The organism is Cupriavidus sp. 05T42, from assembly GCF_056396345.1.
The window spans coordinates 14,485-31,891 of sequence record NZ_JBFTLH010000006.1; the positions used below are offsets into that span (position 1 = coordinate 14,485).

The following is a 17,407-nucleotide window of genomic DNA, read 5'->3' on the forward strand; positions in this document are numbered from 1 at the left end:
TTCAGTCTCTCATGTCGCGGCCGGTCAGCTTGAGGAACACGTCCTCAAGGTTGGCCGGCCGGTGCAGGTAGCGCAGGCTGCCATTCCCGTGCAGCGCGGCCAGCAGTGGGCCCGGTTCGCGCACGTAGCAGAACAGCGTCTCGCCCCGCATCTCCGTCCGTTCGGCTAGCGGCGTCACGCGTTGGCGCAGCGGCTCCAGTTCGTCGCCGTAGACCTCCACCACATCGCAGCCGATTTCCCGGTCGATCAGTTCGTGGGGCTTGCCTTCGGCAATCTTGCGGCCACCGTCGATCACGCAAAGGTGATTGCAAAGGCGCTCGGCCTCTTCCATGAAGTGCGTGGTCAGCAGGATGGTCTTGCCCGCCGCGATCAGCGACTTCAATCGCTCCCAGATCAGGTGGCGCGCCTGCGGGTCCAGGCCGGTGGTGGGCTCATCCATGACCAGCAGGTCCGGATCGTTGATCAGTGCCCGCGCCACGGTCAGGCGGCGGCGCATGCCGCCGGAGAGGTCGCGTACCTGCGCGTCGGCCCGGTTCTCCAGCCGCGCGAACTCCAGCAGCATCGGCACGCGCCGTGCAATCTCGGCGGATGACAGGCCGAAATAGCGCCCGAAGATGCGCAGGTTCTCGATCACGGAAAAATCCGGGTCGAGGTTGTCGAACTGCGGCACCACCCCCACGCGCATGCGCGCCTGTGGCGCCCGCTGCGGAATCGGCTCCCCGCACAGCATGAGCGTGCCGGAGGCCGGCGTGGTGAGGCCCAGCAGCATGCGCAGCGTGGTGGTCTTGCCGGCGCCATTGGGGCCGAGCAGGCCGAAACACTGGCCGCGCTGGACTTCGAGGTCGAGGTTGTCGACGACGACCGTGTCGCCATACAGCTTGCGCACGTTGCGCATCTGCAGGATGGGAGGGGTAGCAGCAGTCAAGGCGAAGGCCCGGTGAGTGCGATCCCGCCATTATGCCGGTTTGCGGGTATCGTTCCGGAGTGCGGGGCCAATCCTCCGCGATGACAGGGGAGACAAGATGAGTGTGGAAGAAGTGCTGGCCCAGTGGCAGGCCGACGAGGAGCGTGTTCGGGCACAACTGGCACCGGTGGGGCTGATTACGCGCGACCAGCTGCGCGCGCGCTCCGGGGCGGAGTTTTTCGACGATATCCTGTCTGGCAAGCTGCCGGGCATCCCCATCGGCAATCTGGTCGGCTTTGTGCCGGTGGCGTTCGAGGCGGGCCGCGTGGTGTTCCAGGGCACGCCGGGGCCGGAGCACTACAATCCGCTCGGCACCGTGCATGGCGGCTACGCGGCCACGCTGCTCGATTCCTGCGTGGGATGTGCCGTACACAGCATGTTGCCGGCCGGGAAGGGCTATACGACGCTGGAACTCAAGGTGAACTACGTGCGCCCGCTGACCAGCAGCACCGGCCCCGTGCGCGCGGAGGGCAACGTCGTGAGCCTGACCAACCAGATCGGCATTGCCGAAGGGCGGCTCACGGACGCGCAGGGCAAGCTCTACGCCTACGCCACCACCACGTGCCTGGTATTTCCGCTGCCGGTCTGAGCGGGGCGCGACGCAGATCCAACAACAAGGAGAACATCATGACGTTTGAACACTGGCTGGCGTTCGCGCTGACGAGCCTGGTGCTGCTGGTCATTCCGGGGCCGACGATCTTGCTTGTGATTGGCGATGCACTCGCCCACCGAGGCCGCAGCGCGTTTGCCACGGTGGCCGGGGTAGCGGCGGGGGATCTGACGGCTTTCACGCTGTCGATGGCCGGACTGGGCGCGGTGCTGGCGGCTTCGGCCACGCTGTTCACGGCGCTGAAGTGGGCCGGGGCGGCCTATCTGGTCTATCTGGGTGTGCAGGCGTTGCGCTCGGCCAGCCGTGCCAGCGCGCTCGACGTGCCGGCGCAGGCAGGCAGCGCGGGGCAGCGTTTCGCCAAGGCGTGGCTGGTGACKGCGCTGAACCCGAAGAGCATCGTGTTTTTCGTGGCATTCGTGCCGCAGTTCCTGGACGCGCATCAGGCGTTCTGGCCGCAGGCTGCGGTGCTGATCCCGACCTTCGTGGTGCTGGCCAGCGCCAACGCCATGGTCTACGCGCTGCTGGCGCGCTCCCTGGCCACCCGACTGACCACGCGCCGTGCGCAGGCCAATGTGCAACGTGCCGGCGGCATCACCCTGATCGGGGCCGGCGCGCTGATYGCCACGCGCACTTGATGGGTTGAATTGGGACGAAAAAAAACCGCCAGCATGCTGGCGGTTTTTTATGCAATGCGCGAATCAGTAGAGCTTCTTCGGCAGCATTTGCATGCGCAGACGCTTACGCAGACGCGACTCGGCAGCCTTCTTCTTGCGCTTGCGCTCGGTCGTCGGCTTTTCGTAGGCGGTACGGCTCTTCAGTTCCACGATCAGGCCAGTCTGCAGAATGGCGCGACGGAAACGACGCATTGCAACTTCAACGGGTTCACCCGGCTTCAGAACGATCTTAGTCAACTCAGTCCTTTGAGGGAATGCCGCGGGGCGGCGGGTTCATACGAGGGGGAAACGTCGTCGCTGTGGGGCTCCGGAGCCTTCTGCGACGGTGGTATTGCACGCTGCGGCGAATGCCGAGGTGCGCCCCCGTCGAACCTGCAAGCTTGGACCGGGGTCCGGACTGCCAGTGTCAGGGGTGAAGGGCCAAATTTTCCTACGTAGTAAAAAACTTGGCGAGATACCTGTTTCCTTGGATATTGCGCAAATGATACGCCGGTAAGCTTTTACAGGTATACGAGCCCGGAGTCAAGATCAAGGCGCGCACGGGCCGCATATCCGCGAAAAATGCGTGGAAAAGTGCCCGATAGGACGTGCGAAGGTGGGATGGATGGCGCCGATGGAGGGGCCCCGGCCACCTCCAGTCCACCCGCCGCGAGGGGGCAGGCGAAGGCTGCCGCTGTGCTTTCATGGATTCTCGCTAACCACAACAAGACGAGGAGAAGGGCCATGATTCGCAAGTTGCTGCGTCAGAGCGCATGCGCGCTGGGCATACTCGGGTGCCTGTTCACGGTGTCCAGCCCGGCACATGCCGGCTACACCACGACCAAGTATCCGATTGTCCTGATCCACGGCTGGGGCGGCTGGGACAGCCTCGCCGGCTTCTACAGCTACTTCTACGGCATTCCGCTGGCGCTGGAGGCCGATGGCGCCGACGTGTATGTCTTGCAGGTGTCGGCGGTCAACAGCACCGAGACGCGCGGCGAGCAGGCGCTCGAGCAGATCCAGCAGATCCTGGCCGCGACGGGCGCCGAGAAGGTCAACCTGATCKGCCACAGCCATGGCGGGCCGACCTCCCGCTATGTGGCCGGCGTGCGCCCCGATCTGGTGGCGTCGGTCACGGCGGTCGGCGCGCCGAACTGGGGGGTGCCGTTCGCCGACGCCGCCAATGGCCTCGGCAATTTCAGCCAGTCCGTGGTGAACAGCGTCACGACGGCTGTCGGCACCTTGATCGACCTGCTGTCGGGTGGCGGCCAGCCACAGAGTTCGGCAGCGGCGCTGGCCTCCCTGTCGACGCCCGGCATGAGCGCGCTCAACGCCCAGTTCCCGGGTGGGCTTCCCAGCACATACTGCGGCACCGGCGCGCCCGTCGCCAACGGGGTGCGCTACTACTCGTGGGGTGGGGACCGCGTGGTGACCAACGGCGCGGATGCCAGCGACGCCGCACTGATCGCCCTCAACGCGGCGAACACCGAGACGAGTGACGGCGCGATCCCGACCTGCAGCATGCACCTCGGCCAGTTCATCAAGGCCTATCACCTCAACCACCTCGACGAGATCAACCAGTTGGCAGGGCTGAGCAACGTGTTCGAGACCAATCCGATCACCATCTATCGCCAGCACGCCAACCGGCTGCAGCAAGCAGGGCTGTAATCGGTATGGGCATCCGTACGCGCGCTATGACTGGGGCCGTCGTTGCGGTGGTGGCCGTGGTGGCGATCCGGTCGCTGCCAGGCGACCCGGCATCGCCGCCCGCCACACCCGTTGCGACGACGGCTGCCGCCGTGCCCCAAGCGATGGGGCAGGTGGCATCGGACGATGACGCGACGGCTGCTTCCTTGCCGATTCCGTCCCACCTGCGGGGCGTGGCAGTCGACGGTGGGGTCGACCTCGATCGCAACGGCAGTCTGATCTTCAATCGCAAGCTCAAGAACCTGTTTCACCACATGATCGGCATGGCCGAGGGGGATCCCGCGCGGCTGTCTGGCGTGCGGGAGAGCCTCCGGACGTGGCTGCTGGAGCAGGCCACGCCAGCAACCGCGCGAGACGAAGTCATGGCGGCGTTCGATCGCTATATGACCTATCTCGAGGCGGCGTCCCACGTGCAACTACCGTCGCAATCGCCCGGCGATCTTGAACGCGTCTATCAGACCCTCGCCTTGTTGCGCCGTCAGCATCTGGGTCAAGTGATGGCCGAGGGCTTCTTCGCCGAGCAGGAATCGCTGGATCGCTATACCGTCKAGCAGCGCCGGGTCCTGGCGGATGACACGCTGAGCCCGGATGAGCGCAAGCAGCGCCTCGATGCGCTGGCGCAGCAGTTACCCGAGTCGCTGTCCCGGCCTTTGGCACAAACGCGCAAGATTTCGCAGCTGGCGCAGGACACCGAGTCACTGCGCGCAAGCGGTGCCAGCCAGGAGGCGATCGACCGCCTGCGAACCGAGCGCTTCGGCCCCGAGGCCGCCGAGCGATTCCGCGCGCTCGACCAGCAGCAGGCCCACTGGAAGCAACGTCTGGTGAGCTATCAGGCAGAGCGGGATGCGATACGCGCGGACAGCAGTCTCGCGCCGGAGGCCCAGGCGCGCGCGATCGATGAACTCGTCGCCAGGCGCTTCAGCGGCACCGAGGTCGTGCGGGTCCGGGGTTTGGGAAACTACTGAGAGGGGAGGGTGCTGCGAAGGGCAAGCAGAAAACAAAAAAGCCAGCAGGCGCTAACCTGCTGGCTTCTGTATTTCTTGGCTCCCCGACCTGKGCTCGAACCAGGGACCTACGGATTAACAGTCCGGCGCTCTACCAACTGAGCTATCGGGGAACAGCTGAGAAGGAAATTATAACCAGCCTCTCTTCGTTTCGTCAACAACTTTTCAACGTTTTATTATCCATCGAAAGCTGCTGCAAAAACTCTGGTTCGCCTCGAAACCGGCCTGCAGCGGGCGTTTCCGCCGATTGCTGCGTGTCGTGTTCGACAGCGAGGCCGCATTATAGCGAGCTTTTTGATTTGTGCAAACAAAAAAACCGCCCGAGGGCGGTCTTTCTGCATCGGCACTCGACAAGCTTAGTCGAACACCGGCGATTCCACGCCGAGGATCTTGTGCAGCTTCGGCGAAGTCGTCGTGTACTGCATGTGGATCTTCTTCTCGGGGAAGATGTACGGGGCGGCGCCGAACGCGGCCAGCGCGCACTCGTGGAAGCCCGACAGAATCAGCTTCTTCTTGCCCGGGTAAGTGTTGATGTCGCCCACGGCGAAGATGCCCGGGATGTTCGTCTGGAACTTCTCGGTATCCACCTTGATCTGCTTGCGCTCGAGCTCGAGGCCCCACTCGGCGATCGGGCCGAGCTTCGGCGACAGGCCGAAGAACACCAGCAGGTCGTCCAGCGGCAGGCGGCGGGTGACGCCATCGGCACCCGTGACCTTGATTTCGGTCATCAGGCCGTCGCGTTCCTCGTAGCCGCTGATCTGGCCCACCAGGAATTGCATCTCCATCTCTTCGCACAGTTCCTTCATCTTGGCGACCGATGCCGGCGCGGCGCGGAAGCCGTCGCGGCGGTGGATCATCACCACCGATTCAGCCTTGCCAACCAGGTCCAGCGTCCAGTCCAGCGCGGAATCGCCGCCGCCCACGATGACCAGGTTCCGGCCGTGGAAGCGGCTCGGATCCTTCACGCGGTAGAACAACTGCTTGCCGTCGAACTTGTCGATGCCTTCCACCTTCACGGTACGCGGCTGGAACGAACCCACGCCGGCGGCGATGAAGATGGTCTTGGTGATGAAGCGCGTGCCGGTCGAGGTCTCGACGAAGAAACGGCCGTCCTCGCGGCGCTCCACGACGGCGACTTCCTGGCCCAGGTGGAACGTGGGCTCGAACGGCTCGATCTGCTTGAGCAGGTTGTCGGTCAGCTCCTGGCCCGTGCAGATGGGCACGGCCGGGATGTCATAGATGGGCTTGTCCGGGTACAGCTCCACGCACTGGCCGCCCACTACCTTGAGCGAGTCGATCACGTGCGCCTTGATTTCGAGCAGACCCAGTTCGAAGACCTGGAACAGGCCAACGGGGCCGGCGCCAACGATCAGCGCGTCGATTTCCAGCGGCTGGCCGCCGGGATTGCCGCCGGCCTGCTGGGTCGCGTCGGCCACGGGATTTGGAATGCTCAAGTCCATATTCGTCCTGATACGTTTGTGGGCACGCTGTGCCCGGTATTGCGGAAAGCGCGTGGGGCGGCTTTCTTGTTGTGGTGTTGCCGGGCTCAGCGCTGCAGGTATTGCAGCTTGTCGGTGGCGTCCTTCCATTCCTCGGCCTCGGCTAGCGGGGCCTTGGTCTTGGTGATGGACGGCCACGAACGGGCCAGTTCGGCGTTCAGATCGATGAAATTCTGCTGATCGCCGGGGACGTCTTCCTCGGCATAGATCGCGTTGACCGGGCACTCGGCCACACACACGGCGCAGTCGATGCATTCGTCAGGGTCGATGGCCAGGAAGTTCGGGCCTTCGCGGAAACAATCGACCGGACACACATCAACGCAGTCGGTGTAGCGGCAACGGATGCAGGATTCGGTGACAACGTGAGTCATTTCGGTTCCAAAAAGCGGATCGGTCTTCGATGGGAAACAGTTCAGGCCACTTGTGATGCCGCCGCGCCCGGCCGCCGGACACGCGCGCACGCGCATGTCAATCGGTGGAAGTCGGGGCGCACGGGGGCCGTGGCCTTTCAAAGACCGATATTGTATCCGAGCCTTCCCGCAAGGATAGCGAGTCTATATAGCCGGGTCAGATAGTTTTCTTATTTCTTTATGTGCTTTTGGGCGCGAACCGGCCAAAAATGGCCCAGAATCGGCCTCGCAACCGCCTGTTGCGCCACGAAAGGCCCGCAACGGACTAGTATTCCCCTGTGTGGCCCGGGGGCTTTCGGGTCATTTTTTCGCCTTCTAGCTCGATTTTCGGGACGCGCCATGCCGATTTCGTACCGCCTGACCTGCCTGCTGATCGCCATTTCGCTGGCGCCGGCCGCCGGCGCGCAGCCGATGGGCGGAGGCGGCGGGAATATGGCCGACAGCGTTGTCTCGCGGCTCGTGGCATGGCGGGCGCGCACCGACCAGCCCGTGGCGCTGGCCGCGCTGACCGCCTTCGACTGGGACAGTTTCAGCGTGGTGCGGGCCCCGGCCGGCGACAGCATGGCCAACTGCAGCCGCGAGGGCCTGGTGCCGTGCGGGCCGGAATTGCATCCGCCGCCGGGCACGCAGGTGCAGGTGCTGCGGTTCGACCGGGCCGGCCAGCAGGTCTATCAGGAGCGGATCATGGTGCCATTGGGCAATTTTGCCGATCCGCTGCCCTCCGCGGTCACCCGCGCGCGGGCCACGCTGGTCACCTGCGCCGATGGCGGCGGCGCGCCGCTCTGGTGCCTGCAGTCGGGCGCGCAGCCGGGGGTGCCGACGGGCACGCAGCCGGGCCTGCGCTGGCTCGATGGCAGCTAGTCCATCCCGGGCCTTCCCTGGCCATTCGGCCAGTTTCGGTTAGCATGTGGACCTCGTCCCCGGCATGCCGTTTGCGCCACGCTATGATCATCCGCTCCCTGCTAGACACCGACCTGTACAAGTTCACGATGATGCAGGTGGTGCTGCACCGCTTCCCGCAGGCCCAGGTCGAGTACCGGTTCAAATGCCGCAACGCGGGCGTCGACCTGACCCCGTATATCGACGAAATTCGCGCCGAAGTGGCCAGCCTCTGCCAGCTCCGCTTCACCGAGGAAGAGCTCGACTACCTGCGCAGCATGCGCTTCATCAAGAGCGATTTCGTCGATTTCCTGGCCCTGTTCCACCTGAGCGAGAAGCACGTCGCGATCACGGCGTCCGAGAAGGGCGGCGGCGAAATCGAGATCACGATCCGCGGCCCGTGGCTGCACACGATCCTGTTCGAGGTGCCGTTGCTGGCCATCGTCAACGAGGTCTATTTCCGCCGTACCCAACCKGAGCCGGATCTGGCCGAGGGTCGTCGGCGCCTGGAGACCAAGCTCGCGCTGCTGAAGGCGGCACCGTACGCCGACTGCGTGATTGCGGACTACGGCACCCGCCGGCGTTTCTCGGGCGGCTGGCAGGAGGAGGTGCTGCTGACCTCGCGCGGCGTCCTTGGCGCGCAGCTCGCCGGTACCAGCAACGTCCACTTCGCGCGGCTGCACAATATGACCCCGCTCGGCACCATGGCCCACGAGTACCTGCAGGCCTGCCAGGCGCTCGGCCCGCGCCTGCGCGACTCGCAGGTCTACGCGCTCGACCACTGGGCGCAGGAGTATCGCGGCGACCTGGGCATCGCCTTGTCCGATACCTATGGATTCGATGCCTTCCTGCGCGATTTCGATCTCTTCTTCTGCAAACTGTTCGATGGCGTGCGGCACGATTCGGGCGATCCGCTCGAGTGGGGCGAGCGCATGCTCGCGCATTACGCCTCCCACCGCGTCGATCCGCGCAGCAAGACGCTGATCTTCAGCGATGCGCTGAACATCCCCAAGGTCATCGAGCTGTACGAGCGCTTCCGCGGCCGCTGCAAGCTGGCGTTCGGCGTGGGCACCAACCTGACCAACGACCTCGGCTACACGCCGCTCCAGATCGTCATCAAGATGGTGCGATGCAACGGCCAGCCCGTGGCGAAGCTCTCGGACACGCCCGAGAAGACCATGTGCGACGACCCCGGCTACCTGGCCTACCTGCGCCAGGTGTTCGCGATTCAGCCCCCGGCTTAACAACATTCACGCCCGGCGGCGCCCGCGTGCCGGCGCGGCCTTCTATAATCGGCCAGCCCCAGGAACCAACCCCTTACGCCATGGAAACCAACGCCGCCCGTGACCGCATCTTCGCCCGCATCCGCGCCGCCCAGGGCAGGGGGGCGAAGGTGACCACCGGCGAGCGCGAGGCCGTGGACGACTATCTCGCACGCCATCCGCAGGGCCCACAGCCGGACATCGCCGCCGATCGCATCGAGGCGTTCAGCCTGCAGGCGCAGAAGATGGCGTCCACCGTGGAGCGCGTGGCCACGCTGGCCGACGTGCCGGGCGCCGTCTCGCGCTATCTGGATGGCCTGGGCCTCGTGCGCCGCGCCGTGGCGTGGGACAGCCTGGGCGACCTGCCGTGGCAGGCGCAGGGGCTGGACGTGGCATGCCGGCCGCCGGCGCGCGATCCGCAGGTCGATCATGATCATGGCGACCTCGTCGGCATCACCGGCTGCTTCGTGGCGATTGCCGAGACCGGCTCGCTGATGCTGCTGTCGGGGCCGCAGACCTTCGCGTCGGCCGCGCTGCTGCCCGAGACCCATATCGCCGTAGTGCCGATTTCGCGCATCGTGGCGAACCTCGAGGAAGCCTTCGCGCGCATGCGTGCCGAGCATGGCCAGCTGCCGCGCGCCACCAATGTCATCAGCGGCCCGTCACGCACGGGCGACATCGAGCAGACCATCGTCCTCGGCGCCCATGGCCCGTACCGCGTGCACGTGATCCTCGTCGACCAGGACTGAGGGACAGCGCAGGTCCAATCCGAGGGCCGCCGGGCGTCACATTCCGGGTAATTCCAGCAGCATTTTCAGACCAGTCTCAAAGGGGTTTGCTTTACACTGGCCGCTTTCGAGACAAGGAGAACCTGCCCGATGATGCGACGCGCACGACGTGCCCTGGCACCGTGGCCCACCGCGATGCTTGCGGTCATCGCCCTGTTTCCGTCCATGGCCGGTGCCGCCGAGATCGATGGCGCCACGCTGTCGCCGCTCTGGGGCGTGCCGTTCGCCGGCGTTCTGCTGTCCATCGCGCTGTTCCCGCTGCTGGCCCCGCACTTCTGGCACCACCATTACGGCAAGGTGGCCGCGGCCTGGGGCGCGCTGTTCCTGGTGCCGTTCGCCATGCAGTTCGGCGTCCATGCCGCCGTGGCCAACACGGTGCACGCGCTGCTAGGCGAGTACATCCCGTTCATCGTGCTGCTGGGGTCGCTGTATGTGGTGGCCGGCGGCATCTGCGTGCGTGGCAACCTGCACGGCACGCCCCGGCTGAACACCGGCATCCTCGCGCTCGGGACCGTGCTKGCCAGCCTGATGGGCACCACCGGTGCGGCCATGCTGCTGATCCGGCCGCTGCTGCGCGCCAACGACAACCGCCGCCATGTGGCACACGTGGTGGTGTTCTTCATCTTCCTGGTGGCCAACGCGGGCGGTTCGCTGACGCCGCTCGGGGATCCGCCGCTGTTCCTGGGCTTCCTGAAGGGCGTCGAGTTCACATGGACGCTGCGCAACATCTTCCCCGAGACGGTGTTCCTGTGCGTGGCGCTGCTGGCGCTGTTCTATGTGGTCGACCGCCACTACTTCCTGAACAAGGAAGAGGAACTGCCGCGGGCGCAGGACCCCACGCCGGATTCCACGCGCCTTCAGATCGACGGCAAGATCAACTTCCTGCTGCTGGTGGGCGTGCTGGCACTGGTGCTGATGAGCGGGCTGTGGAAGCCGGGCATCGTGTTCGACGTGATGGGCACCGAGGTCACGCTGCCGGCGCTGATCCGTGATGTGCTGTTGGTGGGGATTACCATCGTGTCGCTGGTCGCCACGCCGCATAGCGCGCGCAGCGGCAACGAGTTCAACTGGGAGCCGATCCTCGAAGTCGGCAAGCTGTTCGCGGGCATCTTCCTGACGATCATCCCGGTCATCGCGATGCTCAAGGCCGGCACCGACGGCGCGTTCGCGGCGGTGATCCACGCGGTTAGCGATTCCTCCGGCCAGCCCATCGACAGCATGTACTTCTGGGCGACCGGTATCCTGTCCTCGTTCCTGGACAACGCGCCGACCTACCTGGTGTTCTTCAACACCGCCGGCGGCGACCCCGCCACCCTGATGACGCGCGACGCCTCGACGCTCGCCGCCATCTCGGCCGGCGCGGTGTTCATGGGCGCCAATACCTATATCGGCAATGCCCCCAACCTGATGGTGAAGGCCATTGCCGAAAGCCGCGGCGTGCGCATGCCGAGTTTCTTCGGCTACATGGCATGGTCCGGCGCCGTGCTGCTGCCGCTGTTCCTGGTGATGACGTTCCTCTTTTTCCACGTGTGACTGCCATGAAGCCCTCCGTCCTCGTTACCCGCGCGATCTACACCGACGTCATCGAACGTCTTTCGCAATATTTCGATGTCGACAGCAACCAGGAAGACCTGGTGCTGGACGCCGCCGCACTGAAGGCCCGCCTCGCGGGCAAGGCCGGCGTGCTGGCCAATGCGGCGGACAAGATCGACGGCGCGGTCGTTGCCGCGCTGCCGCAGCTGCGCGCGGTGTGCAACATGGCGGTCGGCTACAACAATCTCGACGTTCCGGCCCTCACCGCCGCCGGCGTGGTGGCGACCAACACGCCCGACGTGCTGACCGAAACCACGGCCGACTTCGGCTGGGCATTGCTGATGGCCACCGCCCGCCGCGTGACGGAGTCCGAGCATTACCTGCGGGCCGGCAAGTGGAAGCGCTGGAGCTACGACATGCTCGTGGGCATGGACGTCTACGGCAGCACGCTCGGCATCCTTGGCATGGGTCGTATCGGACAGGCGCTGGCCCGCCGCGCGGCCGGCTTCGGCATGAACGTGCTGTATCACAACCGCAGCCAGCTGCCGGCGGAGACCGAGCGCGCGCTCAATGCGCGCTACGTCAGCAAGGCGGAGCTGCTTGCTCAGACGGATCACCTCGTGCTGGTGCTGCCGTACAGCCCGGAGAGCCATCACGCGATTGGCGCGGCAGAGCTGGCGGCGATGAAGCCGACCGCCACCCTGATCAACCTCGCGCGCGGTGGCATCGTCGACGACGCCGCGCTGGCCGCCGCATTGCGCGATGGCCAGATCTTCGCGGCCGGCCTGGACGTGTTCGAGGGCGAGCCGAGCGTCCACCCAGACCTGCTGACCGTGCCAAACGTGGTGTTGACGCCGCATATCGCGAGCGCATCGGAAAAGACGCGTCGCGCGATGGCCAATCTGGCCGCCGACAACCTGATCGCGGCACTCGATGCCGGCCCCAAGGCAGGCAACCCGCCTTCGGTGATCAACCCAGAGGTCATGGCGCGCCGCCGCTGAATCGGATATTCCTGAATTGATGACGTTGATTTCCGTCCTGACGCTTGCCGCCACCCTCGTGGCGGTAATCCTGCTGGCGGTGCTGCTGTGGCGCGCGCGCGCCGGGGCGGCATCCGCGGAACTGCTTGATGGCCTCGACCGGCTCGAGCGCGTGTTGCGTGGCGAAGTGAGCGCGGCCGCCCGGGATGGCCGCGACGAGTCTGGTCGGCAGATGCTGCGCTTCCAGCAGACCTTGTCGGCGCACCTGACCAGTATTGCCACGGTGCAGAACCAGCAAATCGCGCAGATGTCCGAGTCCAACGATCGCAGGCTGGCCGAGGTGCGGGCCACGCTTGAGCAGAAGCTGCGCGACATCGAGGCAAATAACGCCGCGAAACTGGAGGAAATGCGACGCACCGTGGACGAGAAGCTCCATGCGACGCTCGAGCAGCGGCTCGGCGAGTCGTTCAAGCTGGTGTCGGACCGTCTGGAGCAGGTGCATCGTGGGCTGGGCGAGATGCAGGTGCTGGCGCAGGGCGTGGGCGATCTCAAGCGGGTGCTGACCAACGTGAAGTCGCGCGGCACGTGGGGTGAGGTGCAGCTTGAGATGCTGCTGGAACAGATCCTCACGGCAGACCAGTACGGCAAGAATGTCGAGACCGTGCGCAACTCGGGGGCGCGGGTCGAGTTCGCGATCCGGTTGCCGGGCCGTGACCCGTCCAGCGGACCGGTCTGGCTGCCGATCGATGCGAAATTTCCGAAGGAGCAGTACKAGCGCCTTGTCGATGCCCAGGAGCACGGTGACGTTGACGGCGTGGCCGTGGCCGGCCGTGAACTCGAGGTGGCGCTGCGCCGGGAGGCACAGTCGATTGCCGAGAAATATCTGGCGCCGCCGGCCACCACTGACTTCGCGATCCTGTTCCTGCCGACCGAGGGGCTTTACGCCGAGGTGCTGCGCCGCCCGGGCCTGACGGACCTGCTGCAACGCGATTTCCGCGTAACCGTGGCCGGGCCGACCACGCTGACCGCCTTGCTCAACAGCCTGCAGATGGGCTTCCGGACGTTGGCGCTGGAAAAGCGTTCCAGCGAGGTGTGGGAAGTGCTGGGTGCCGTCAAGACCGAATTCGGCAAGTTTGGCGAGGTGCTGGCCAAGACGCGCGATACGCTGGTGCGCGCGGCGCGCAATATCGAACAGGCCGAGGTGCGGACCCGTCAGATGGAGCGCAAGCTGCGCACGGTGGAGGCGCTGCCCGGGGAACTCGCCGAACAGCTTTTGGGAACCGCCGCAACGGCGGGATCACCGGAGGAAGTGCAAGCACCTCCGTCCCAGGAGGATGCCGGCGGGGCGCAAGCCGCCAACGGCGACGTTACTGGTGATCTTCGGGCGTGAGTTCGCGCACGTGCACTTCGATACCGCCGAAGCGGGCGGCCACCCAGTTGTAAGCCTTGCAGCCGAGCCACAACAGGCCGAAGCCAATCAGTGCATTCAGGATCAGCGCGGTGAAAACCGTAATCCCCGGCAGGTCGCCATAGCGGATAAAGGCCACGAACAGGCCCATCGCCACGATTGGCACCGAGAAGCACAAATAGACCAGGACCAGTGCGCGCGCGGTCTTGACGGGGTGGAGGTACGCGATCTCCTGATTCATGACGACAGACAAGATATTGGGGAGTTGATTTTTCGTGCTGCAAGTGTAGCGACTGGGGCTTGCGACGCATAGTCCGTCACTCGCGGGGGCGCACAAAAAACGACACCGCAACGTGCGCTGTCATACGACGACCGCCGATTCGGTCATTGATTCCGCTCATCAATGCGGCGCACCTATGCCTTGGGTGTTCCGCATGGCGGATTGCAACGAATTACATCAGCCCGTCGAACAGCATCACCTCGACCAGATCGCCAGCCGCGACGGCGTCCTGCTCGTGGCCCAGCACGATGAAGCAGTTGGCCTCGCTCATCGACCGCAGCACGCCCGAGCCTTGCTGGCCGGTGATACGGACTTCCCAGCCGCCATCGGCCGCCGGCGCCAGGATKCCGCGCTGGTATTCCGTGCGGCCGGGCTTCTTGCGGATGGCTGCCGCGCTGCGCACGCGCATCAGCGGCAGCGGCGGCACGTTGGCGCCCATCTGTCGGTGCAACGCGCCGCGCACGAAGTGGTAGAAGGTGACCATCACGGCCACGGGGTTGCCGGGCAGGCCGAAGAGCAGGGCCTCCCGACCGTTCGATGCAATGCGTCCGAATGCCATCGGGCGGCCCGGACGCATGGCGATCTTCCAGAAAGTGACATCGCCCAGCCGCGCCATGATCTGCTTGGTGTAGTCGGCTTCGCCCACGGACACGCCGCCAGACGTGATCACCGCATCGGCGTTTTCGCAGGCACTGCGGAATGCGGCTTCGAGCGCGGCGGGGTCGTCGCGGACCACGCCCATGTCGATCAACTCGACATTGAGCCGCCGCAGCATGCCGTGCAGCGTGTAGCGGTTGGAGTCGTAGACGCAGCCGGGGCCGAGTGGCTCGCCAATCGAGCGCAGTTCGTCGCCGGTGGAGAAAAACGCCACGCGCAGCCGGCGCCGGACCTTGATTTCGGCCACGCCGAGCGATGCCAGCAGGCCGAGGTCCGCCGGTTGGAGAATGCGGCCGGCGGCCAGTGCCGCCTGACCGCGGGCCAGGTCTTCGCCGCGCAGCCGGCGGTTGTCACCGGGGCGCACGGCATCGGCCGCAAAACGGATCTGGTTGCCGCCCGCCTGCACATCCACGAATTCCTGCGGCACCACAGTGTCGCAACCATCGGGCATGATCGCGCCGGTCATGATGCGCACCGCCTGGCCCGCCGTGGGCGCCGCGTCGAGCGCATTGCCGGCGTAGGCCGTGCCGATGACTTCCAGGACCACGTCGCCGCCGGATGCCAGCGCAGCGCTCTGGAAGGCGTATCCGTCCATCGCCGAGTTGTCGTGAGCGGGCACGTCGATGGAGGAGATCACGTCCTCGGCCAGCACGCGGTCGAGCGCGGTGCGAATCGCCAGTTGCTCGGTGCCGCGCACCGGCTCGATCACCTGGCCGATGATCGCGTTGGCCTGGGCCACGGGCAGGGCGGTCGGGTCGTAGTCAGAAAGGCAGGAGATGACGGATTGCAGGGATGGCATGAGCAGTCTGCGGCGAAAAGAAGCGAAAACAGCGAAAAATGGCGGAGAACGCGGGGGAAAACGCGGGTAAGGGCGGATGCCCGAGTCTAACCCGCGCGATGCGCTCAGCGGGCCTCGTGTGTGCGTAGTTCGTCCAGCGTATTGATGTTGGCGAACGCGTCGGCGTCGGGGAACGGCACCTCCGCGAGCCGGTGGCTGGCCGCCCAGGTTTCGATCTTGCGCCCGCCGCCATTGATGTAGGCGATCAGGCTATCGAGCGCAGTGACCGGCATCAGGCAGAACACCGGCTGGGTTTGCCGGTGCCCGTCGGCATCCACCGTGACCGGAATCGCCATCTCGGCACCTTCGGCCTCGATCGCCTGCGCCAGCCGCTCGACGAGGTCGGTGGGCAGGAACGGCGTATCGCACGGCGCCGTGACGAGCCAGCCGGTGCTGCACTGCTCGAGCCCGGCCATCATGCCGGCCAGCGGGCCCGCGAAATCGGGCACGGAGTCGGTGACCACGGGCACCCCGAACGACTCGTAGGCGGCGAGGTTGCGATTGGCGTTGATCAGCATCGCGCCGGTCTGCGGTGTCAGGCGCATCAGCGTGTGCATCGCCATCGGCACGCCGCGCAGCGGTTGGAGGCCTTTGTCGGTGCCACCCATGCGGCTACCCCGGCCGCCGGCCAGGATCAGGCCCGTGATGTCTTCGCGTGCGATCATGACTTTCGGAAAGTTGTGAGGCGGCGCCGGGGGCCGGGATGGCCCGGGTCAGCCGCCAATGTAGGACATCTCGATCTTGCGTTCGGCGCGCGCCAGGCGCACGGCCGGATCGCCCCGCTGCTCGGAATAGTTGTCGGTGCGGCCTTGCCAGACCTGGGCGATGGCATTGGCGATTTCCAGGTCGCTATGGCCGCCGCGCAGCAGCGCGCGCAGGTCGTAGCCCTCGGTGGCGAACAGGCACAGGTACAGGCGGCCCTCGGTGGACAGCCGGATGCGGCTGCAATCGCCACAGAACGCGTGCGTCACGCTAGAKATCACGCCGATTTCGCCGGCGCCGTCGCGATACCGCCAGCGCTCGGCCGTCTCGCCCGAGTAGTTGGCGGGAATCACCTCGAGCGGAAATACTTCGTCAATCCGCCGCACCACGTCGGCGGAGGGTAATACTTCGTCCATTTGCCAGTGGTTGCTGGCGCCAACGTCCATGAATTCGATGTAGCGGACTATGATGCCGCTGCCACGGAAATGGCGGGCCATCGGCACGATTTCGKCGTCGTTGGTGCCGCGCTTGACCACCATGTTGACCTTTATCGGCGCCAGGCCGACGGCTTGGGCGGTCTCGATGCCGTCCAGAACGTCGCGCACCGCGAAGTCAACGTCGTTCATCTTGCGGAACGTGGCGTCGTCGATGGCGTCCAGGCTCACGCTCACGCGCGACAGGCCGGCATCGCGCAACGACTGCGCCTTGCGCCCCAGCAGCGACGCATTGGTGGTCAGCGTCAGGTCCAGCGGCTTGCCCGAGACGGTCTCGATGCGCGCCAGCATTTCCACGAGTTTTTCGATGTTCTTGCGCAGCAGCGGCTCGCCGCCGGTMAGCCGGATCTTTTCCACGCCMTGCGACACGAACAGGCGCGCGGTGCGTTCGATCTCCTCGAAACTCAGCAACTCGGAATGCGGCAGGAAGGTGTAGTCCTTGTCGAACACCTCCTTGGGCATGCAATACACGCAGCGGAAGTTGCAGCGGTCCGTCACCGAGATACGCAGATCGTGCAGCGGCCGGCCGCGGGTGTCCGCCACGAGGCCCGAGGGTGTGTCGAGGCGGGACGGAATGCTTGGCACCATCGAGCGATAGCGATGGTCGCGCAGGTCGAGGATGGGAATGACGGTGTCGGTCATGGCCTGGGGGTGGCGACGCCGCTCTCCGGCGCGATGTGTGCATCCGGGGCGGTTCTGTCTGCCATTCTAGCCGAGGTGGCTGACGCGCCGGCGGCGA

Annotated in this window: 18 protein-coding genes and 1 tRNA gene; 10 read left to right on the forward strand and 9 right to left on the reverse strand. The window is 65.6% G+C overall.

What is annotated here, in order from left to right:
- Position 1 precedes the first annotated feature (1 nt).
- The gene (gene nodI / locus AC1EJR_RS09695) at positions 2-895 is read right to left on the reverse strand and encodes a nodulation factor ABC transporter ATP-binding protein NodI (protein WP_477113340.1); all 894 of its coding nucleotides are present in this window, start codon (positions 893-895) and stop codon (positions 2-4) included.
- Between the two features lie 127 nt (positions 896-1,022).
- Here nodI and AC1EJR_RS09700 point away from each other — a divergent pair, with 127 nt between their 5' ends.
- Both AC1EJR_RS09700 and AC1EJR_RS09705 read left to right on the forward strand, forming a co-directional pair.
- Positions 1,023-1,553 carry a PaaI family thioesterase gene (locus AC1EJR_RS09700; RefSeq protein WP_092290095.1) on the forward strand — a complete coding sequence of 177 codons (531 nt, stop codon included), beginning with the start codon at positions 1,023-1,025 and terminating at the stop codon, positions 1,551-1,553.
- 38 nt (positions 1,554-1,591) lie between these two features.
- The gene (locus AC1EJR_RS09705; protein ID WP_092290093.1) at positions 1,592-2,209 is read left to right on the forward strand and encodes a LysE family translocator; all 618 of its coding nucleotides are present in this window, start codon (positions 1,592-1,594) and stop codon (positions 2,207-2,209) included.
- Between the two features lie 63 nt (positions 2,210-2,272).
- On the opposite strand, the gene rpsU is transcribed toward AC1EJR_RS09705, so the two are convergent.
- Entirely contained in the window at positions 2,273-2,485 is a 213-nt protein-coding gene (gene rpsU, locus AC1EJR_RS09710; protein WP_029044331.1) for a 30S ribosomal protein S21, read from the reverse strand.
- Between the two features lie 486 nt (positions 2,486-2,971).
- Between rpsU and AC1EJR_RS09715 the strand changes: the two genes are divergently transcribed.
- Together AC1EJR_RS09715 and AC1EJR_RS09720 are read left to right on the forward strand one after the other, a co-directional pair.
- Positions 2,972-3,895 (forward strand): esterase/lipase family protein, encoded by a 924-nt coding sequence (locus AC1EJR_RS09715; RefSeq protein WP_477146991.1) that lies wholly within the window; start codon positions 2,972-2,974, stop codon positions 3,893-3,895.
- A gap of 5 nt (positions 3,896-3,900) precedes the next feature.
- Complete coding sequence (locus tag AC1EJR_RS09720; RefSeq protein ID WP_477146992.1) at positions 3,901-4,899, forward strand: lipase secretion chaperone; 999 nt, start codon at positions 3,901-3,903, stop codon at positions 4,897-4,899.
- A 76-nt stretch (positions 4,900-4,975) separates the two neighbouring features.
- Here the strand turns inward: AC1EJR_RS09720 and AC1EJR_RS09725 are convergent.
- From AC1EJR_RS09725 to fdxA, 3 genes are all read right to left on the reverse strand, one after another.
- Positions 4,976-5,051: transfer RNA gene (locus AC1EJR_RS09725), tRNA-Asn, on the reverse strand.
- A gap of 243 nt (positions 5,052-5,294) precedes the next feature.
- A complete protein-coding gene (locus AC1EJR_RS09730; RefSeq protein ID WP_441643998.1) occupies positions 5,295-6,398 on the reverse strand; it encodes an NAD(P)/FAD-dependent oxidoreductase in 1,104 nt (367 codons plus the stop codon).
- Between the two features lie 86 nt (positions 6,399-6,484).
- The gene (fdxA, locus tag AC1EJR_RS09735) at positions 6,485-6,808 is read right to left on the reverse strand and encodes a ferredoxin FdxA (RefSeq protein WP_092290086.1); all 324 of its coding nucleotides are present in this window, start codon (positions 6,806-6,808) and stop codon (positions 6,485-6,487) included.
- A 378-nt stretch (positions 6,809-7,186) separates the two neighbouring features.
- On the opposite strand from fdxA, the gene AC1EJR_RS09740 reads away from it, so the two are divergent.
- The 6 genes from AC1EJR_RS09740 (at position 7,187) to rmuC (ending at position 13,679) form a co-directional block, all read left to right on the forward strand.
- Complete coding sequence (locus AC1EJR_RS09740) at positions 7,187-7,708, forward strand: hypothetical protein (protein WP_092290082.1); 522 nt, start codon at positions 7,187-7,189, stop codon at positions 7,706-7,708.
- Positions 7,709-7,791: 83 nt separating this feature from the next.
- Entirely contained in the window at positions 7,792-8,970 is a 1,179-nt protein-coding gene (pncB, locus tag AC1EJR_RS09745; RefSeq protein ID WP_477109856.1) for a nicotinate phosphoribosyltransferase, read from the forward strand.
- An 80-nt stretch (positions 8,971-9,050) separates the two neighbouring features.
- A complete protein-coding gene (locus AC1EJR_RS09750) occupies positions 9,051-9,737 on the forward strand; it encodes a LutC/YkgG family protein (protein ID WP_092290077.1) in 687 nt (228 codons plus the stop codon).
- A 132-nt stretch (positions 9,738-9,869) separates the two neighbouring features.
- Positions 9,870-11,309: a sodium:proton antiporter gene (locus AC1EJR_RS09755; RefSeq protein ID WP_092290851.1), complete on the forward strand. Its 1,440-nt coding sequence runs from the start codon at positions 9,870-9,872 to the stop codon at positions 11,307-11,309.
- Positions 11,310-11,314: 5 nt separating this feature from the next.
- Entirely contained in the window at positions 11,315-12,310 is a 996-nt protein-coding gene (locus AC1EJR_RS09760) for a 2-hydroxyacid dehydrogenase (protein WP_092290073.1), read from the forward strand.
- 19 nt (positions 12,311-12,329) lie between these two features.
- Positions 12,330-13,679 carry a DNA recombination protein RmuC gene (gene rmuC / locus AC1EJR_RS09765; RefSeq protein WP_477146993.1) on the forward strand — a complete coding sequence of 450 codons (1,350 nt, stop codon included), beginning with the start codon at positions 12,330-12,332 and terminating at the stop codon, positions 13,677-13,679.
- On the opposite strand, the gene AC1EJR_RS09770 is transcribed toward rmuC, so the two are convergent.
- The 4 genes from AC1EJR_RS09770 to moaA all read right to left on the reverse strand — a co-directional run bounded on the left by AC1EJR_RS09770 (position 13,657) and on the right by moaA (position 17,310).
- Entirely contained in the window at positions 13,657-13,938 is a 282-nt protein-coding gene (locus AC1EJR_RS09770) for a hypothetical protein (RefSeq protein ID WP_092290069.1), read from the reverse strand. The two genes, rmuC and AC1EJR_RS09770, sit on opposite strands and share 23 nt — an antisense overlap.
- Before the next feature lie 211 nt (positions 13,939-14,149).
- Positions 14,150-15,433 carry a molybdopterin molybdotransferase MoeA gene (moeA, locus tag AC1EJR_RS09775; protein ID WP_441590533.1) on the reverse strand — a complete coding sequence of 428 codons (1,284 nt, stop codon included), beginning with the start codon at positions 15,431-15,433 and terminating at the stop codon, positions 14,150-14,152.
- Positions 15,434-15,537: 104 nt separating this feature from the next.
- The gene (gene mobA / locus AC1EJR_RS09780) at positions 15,538-16,137 is read right to left on the reverse strand and encodes a molybdenum cofactor guanylyltransferase MobA (RefSeq protein WP_441590532.1); all 600 of its coding nucleotides are present in this window, start codon (positions 16,135-16,137) and stop codon (positions 15,538-15,540) included.
- A 48-nt stretch (positions 16,138-16,185) separates the two neighbouring features.
- Positions 16,186-17,310 (reverse strand): GTP 3',8-cyclase MoaA, encoded by a 1,125-nt coding sequence (gene moaA, locus AC1EJR_RS09785; RefSeq protein ID WP_477146994.1) that lies wholly within the window; start codon positions 17,308-17,310, stop codon positions 16,186-16,188.
- Between the last annotated feature and the right edge of the window lie 97 nt (positions 17,311-17,407).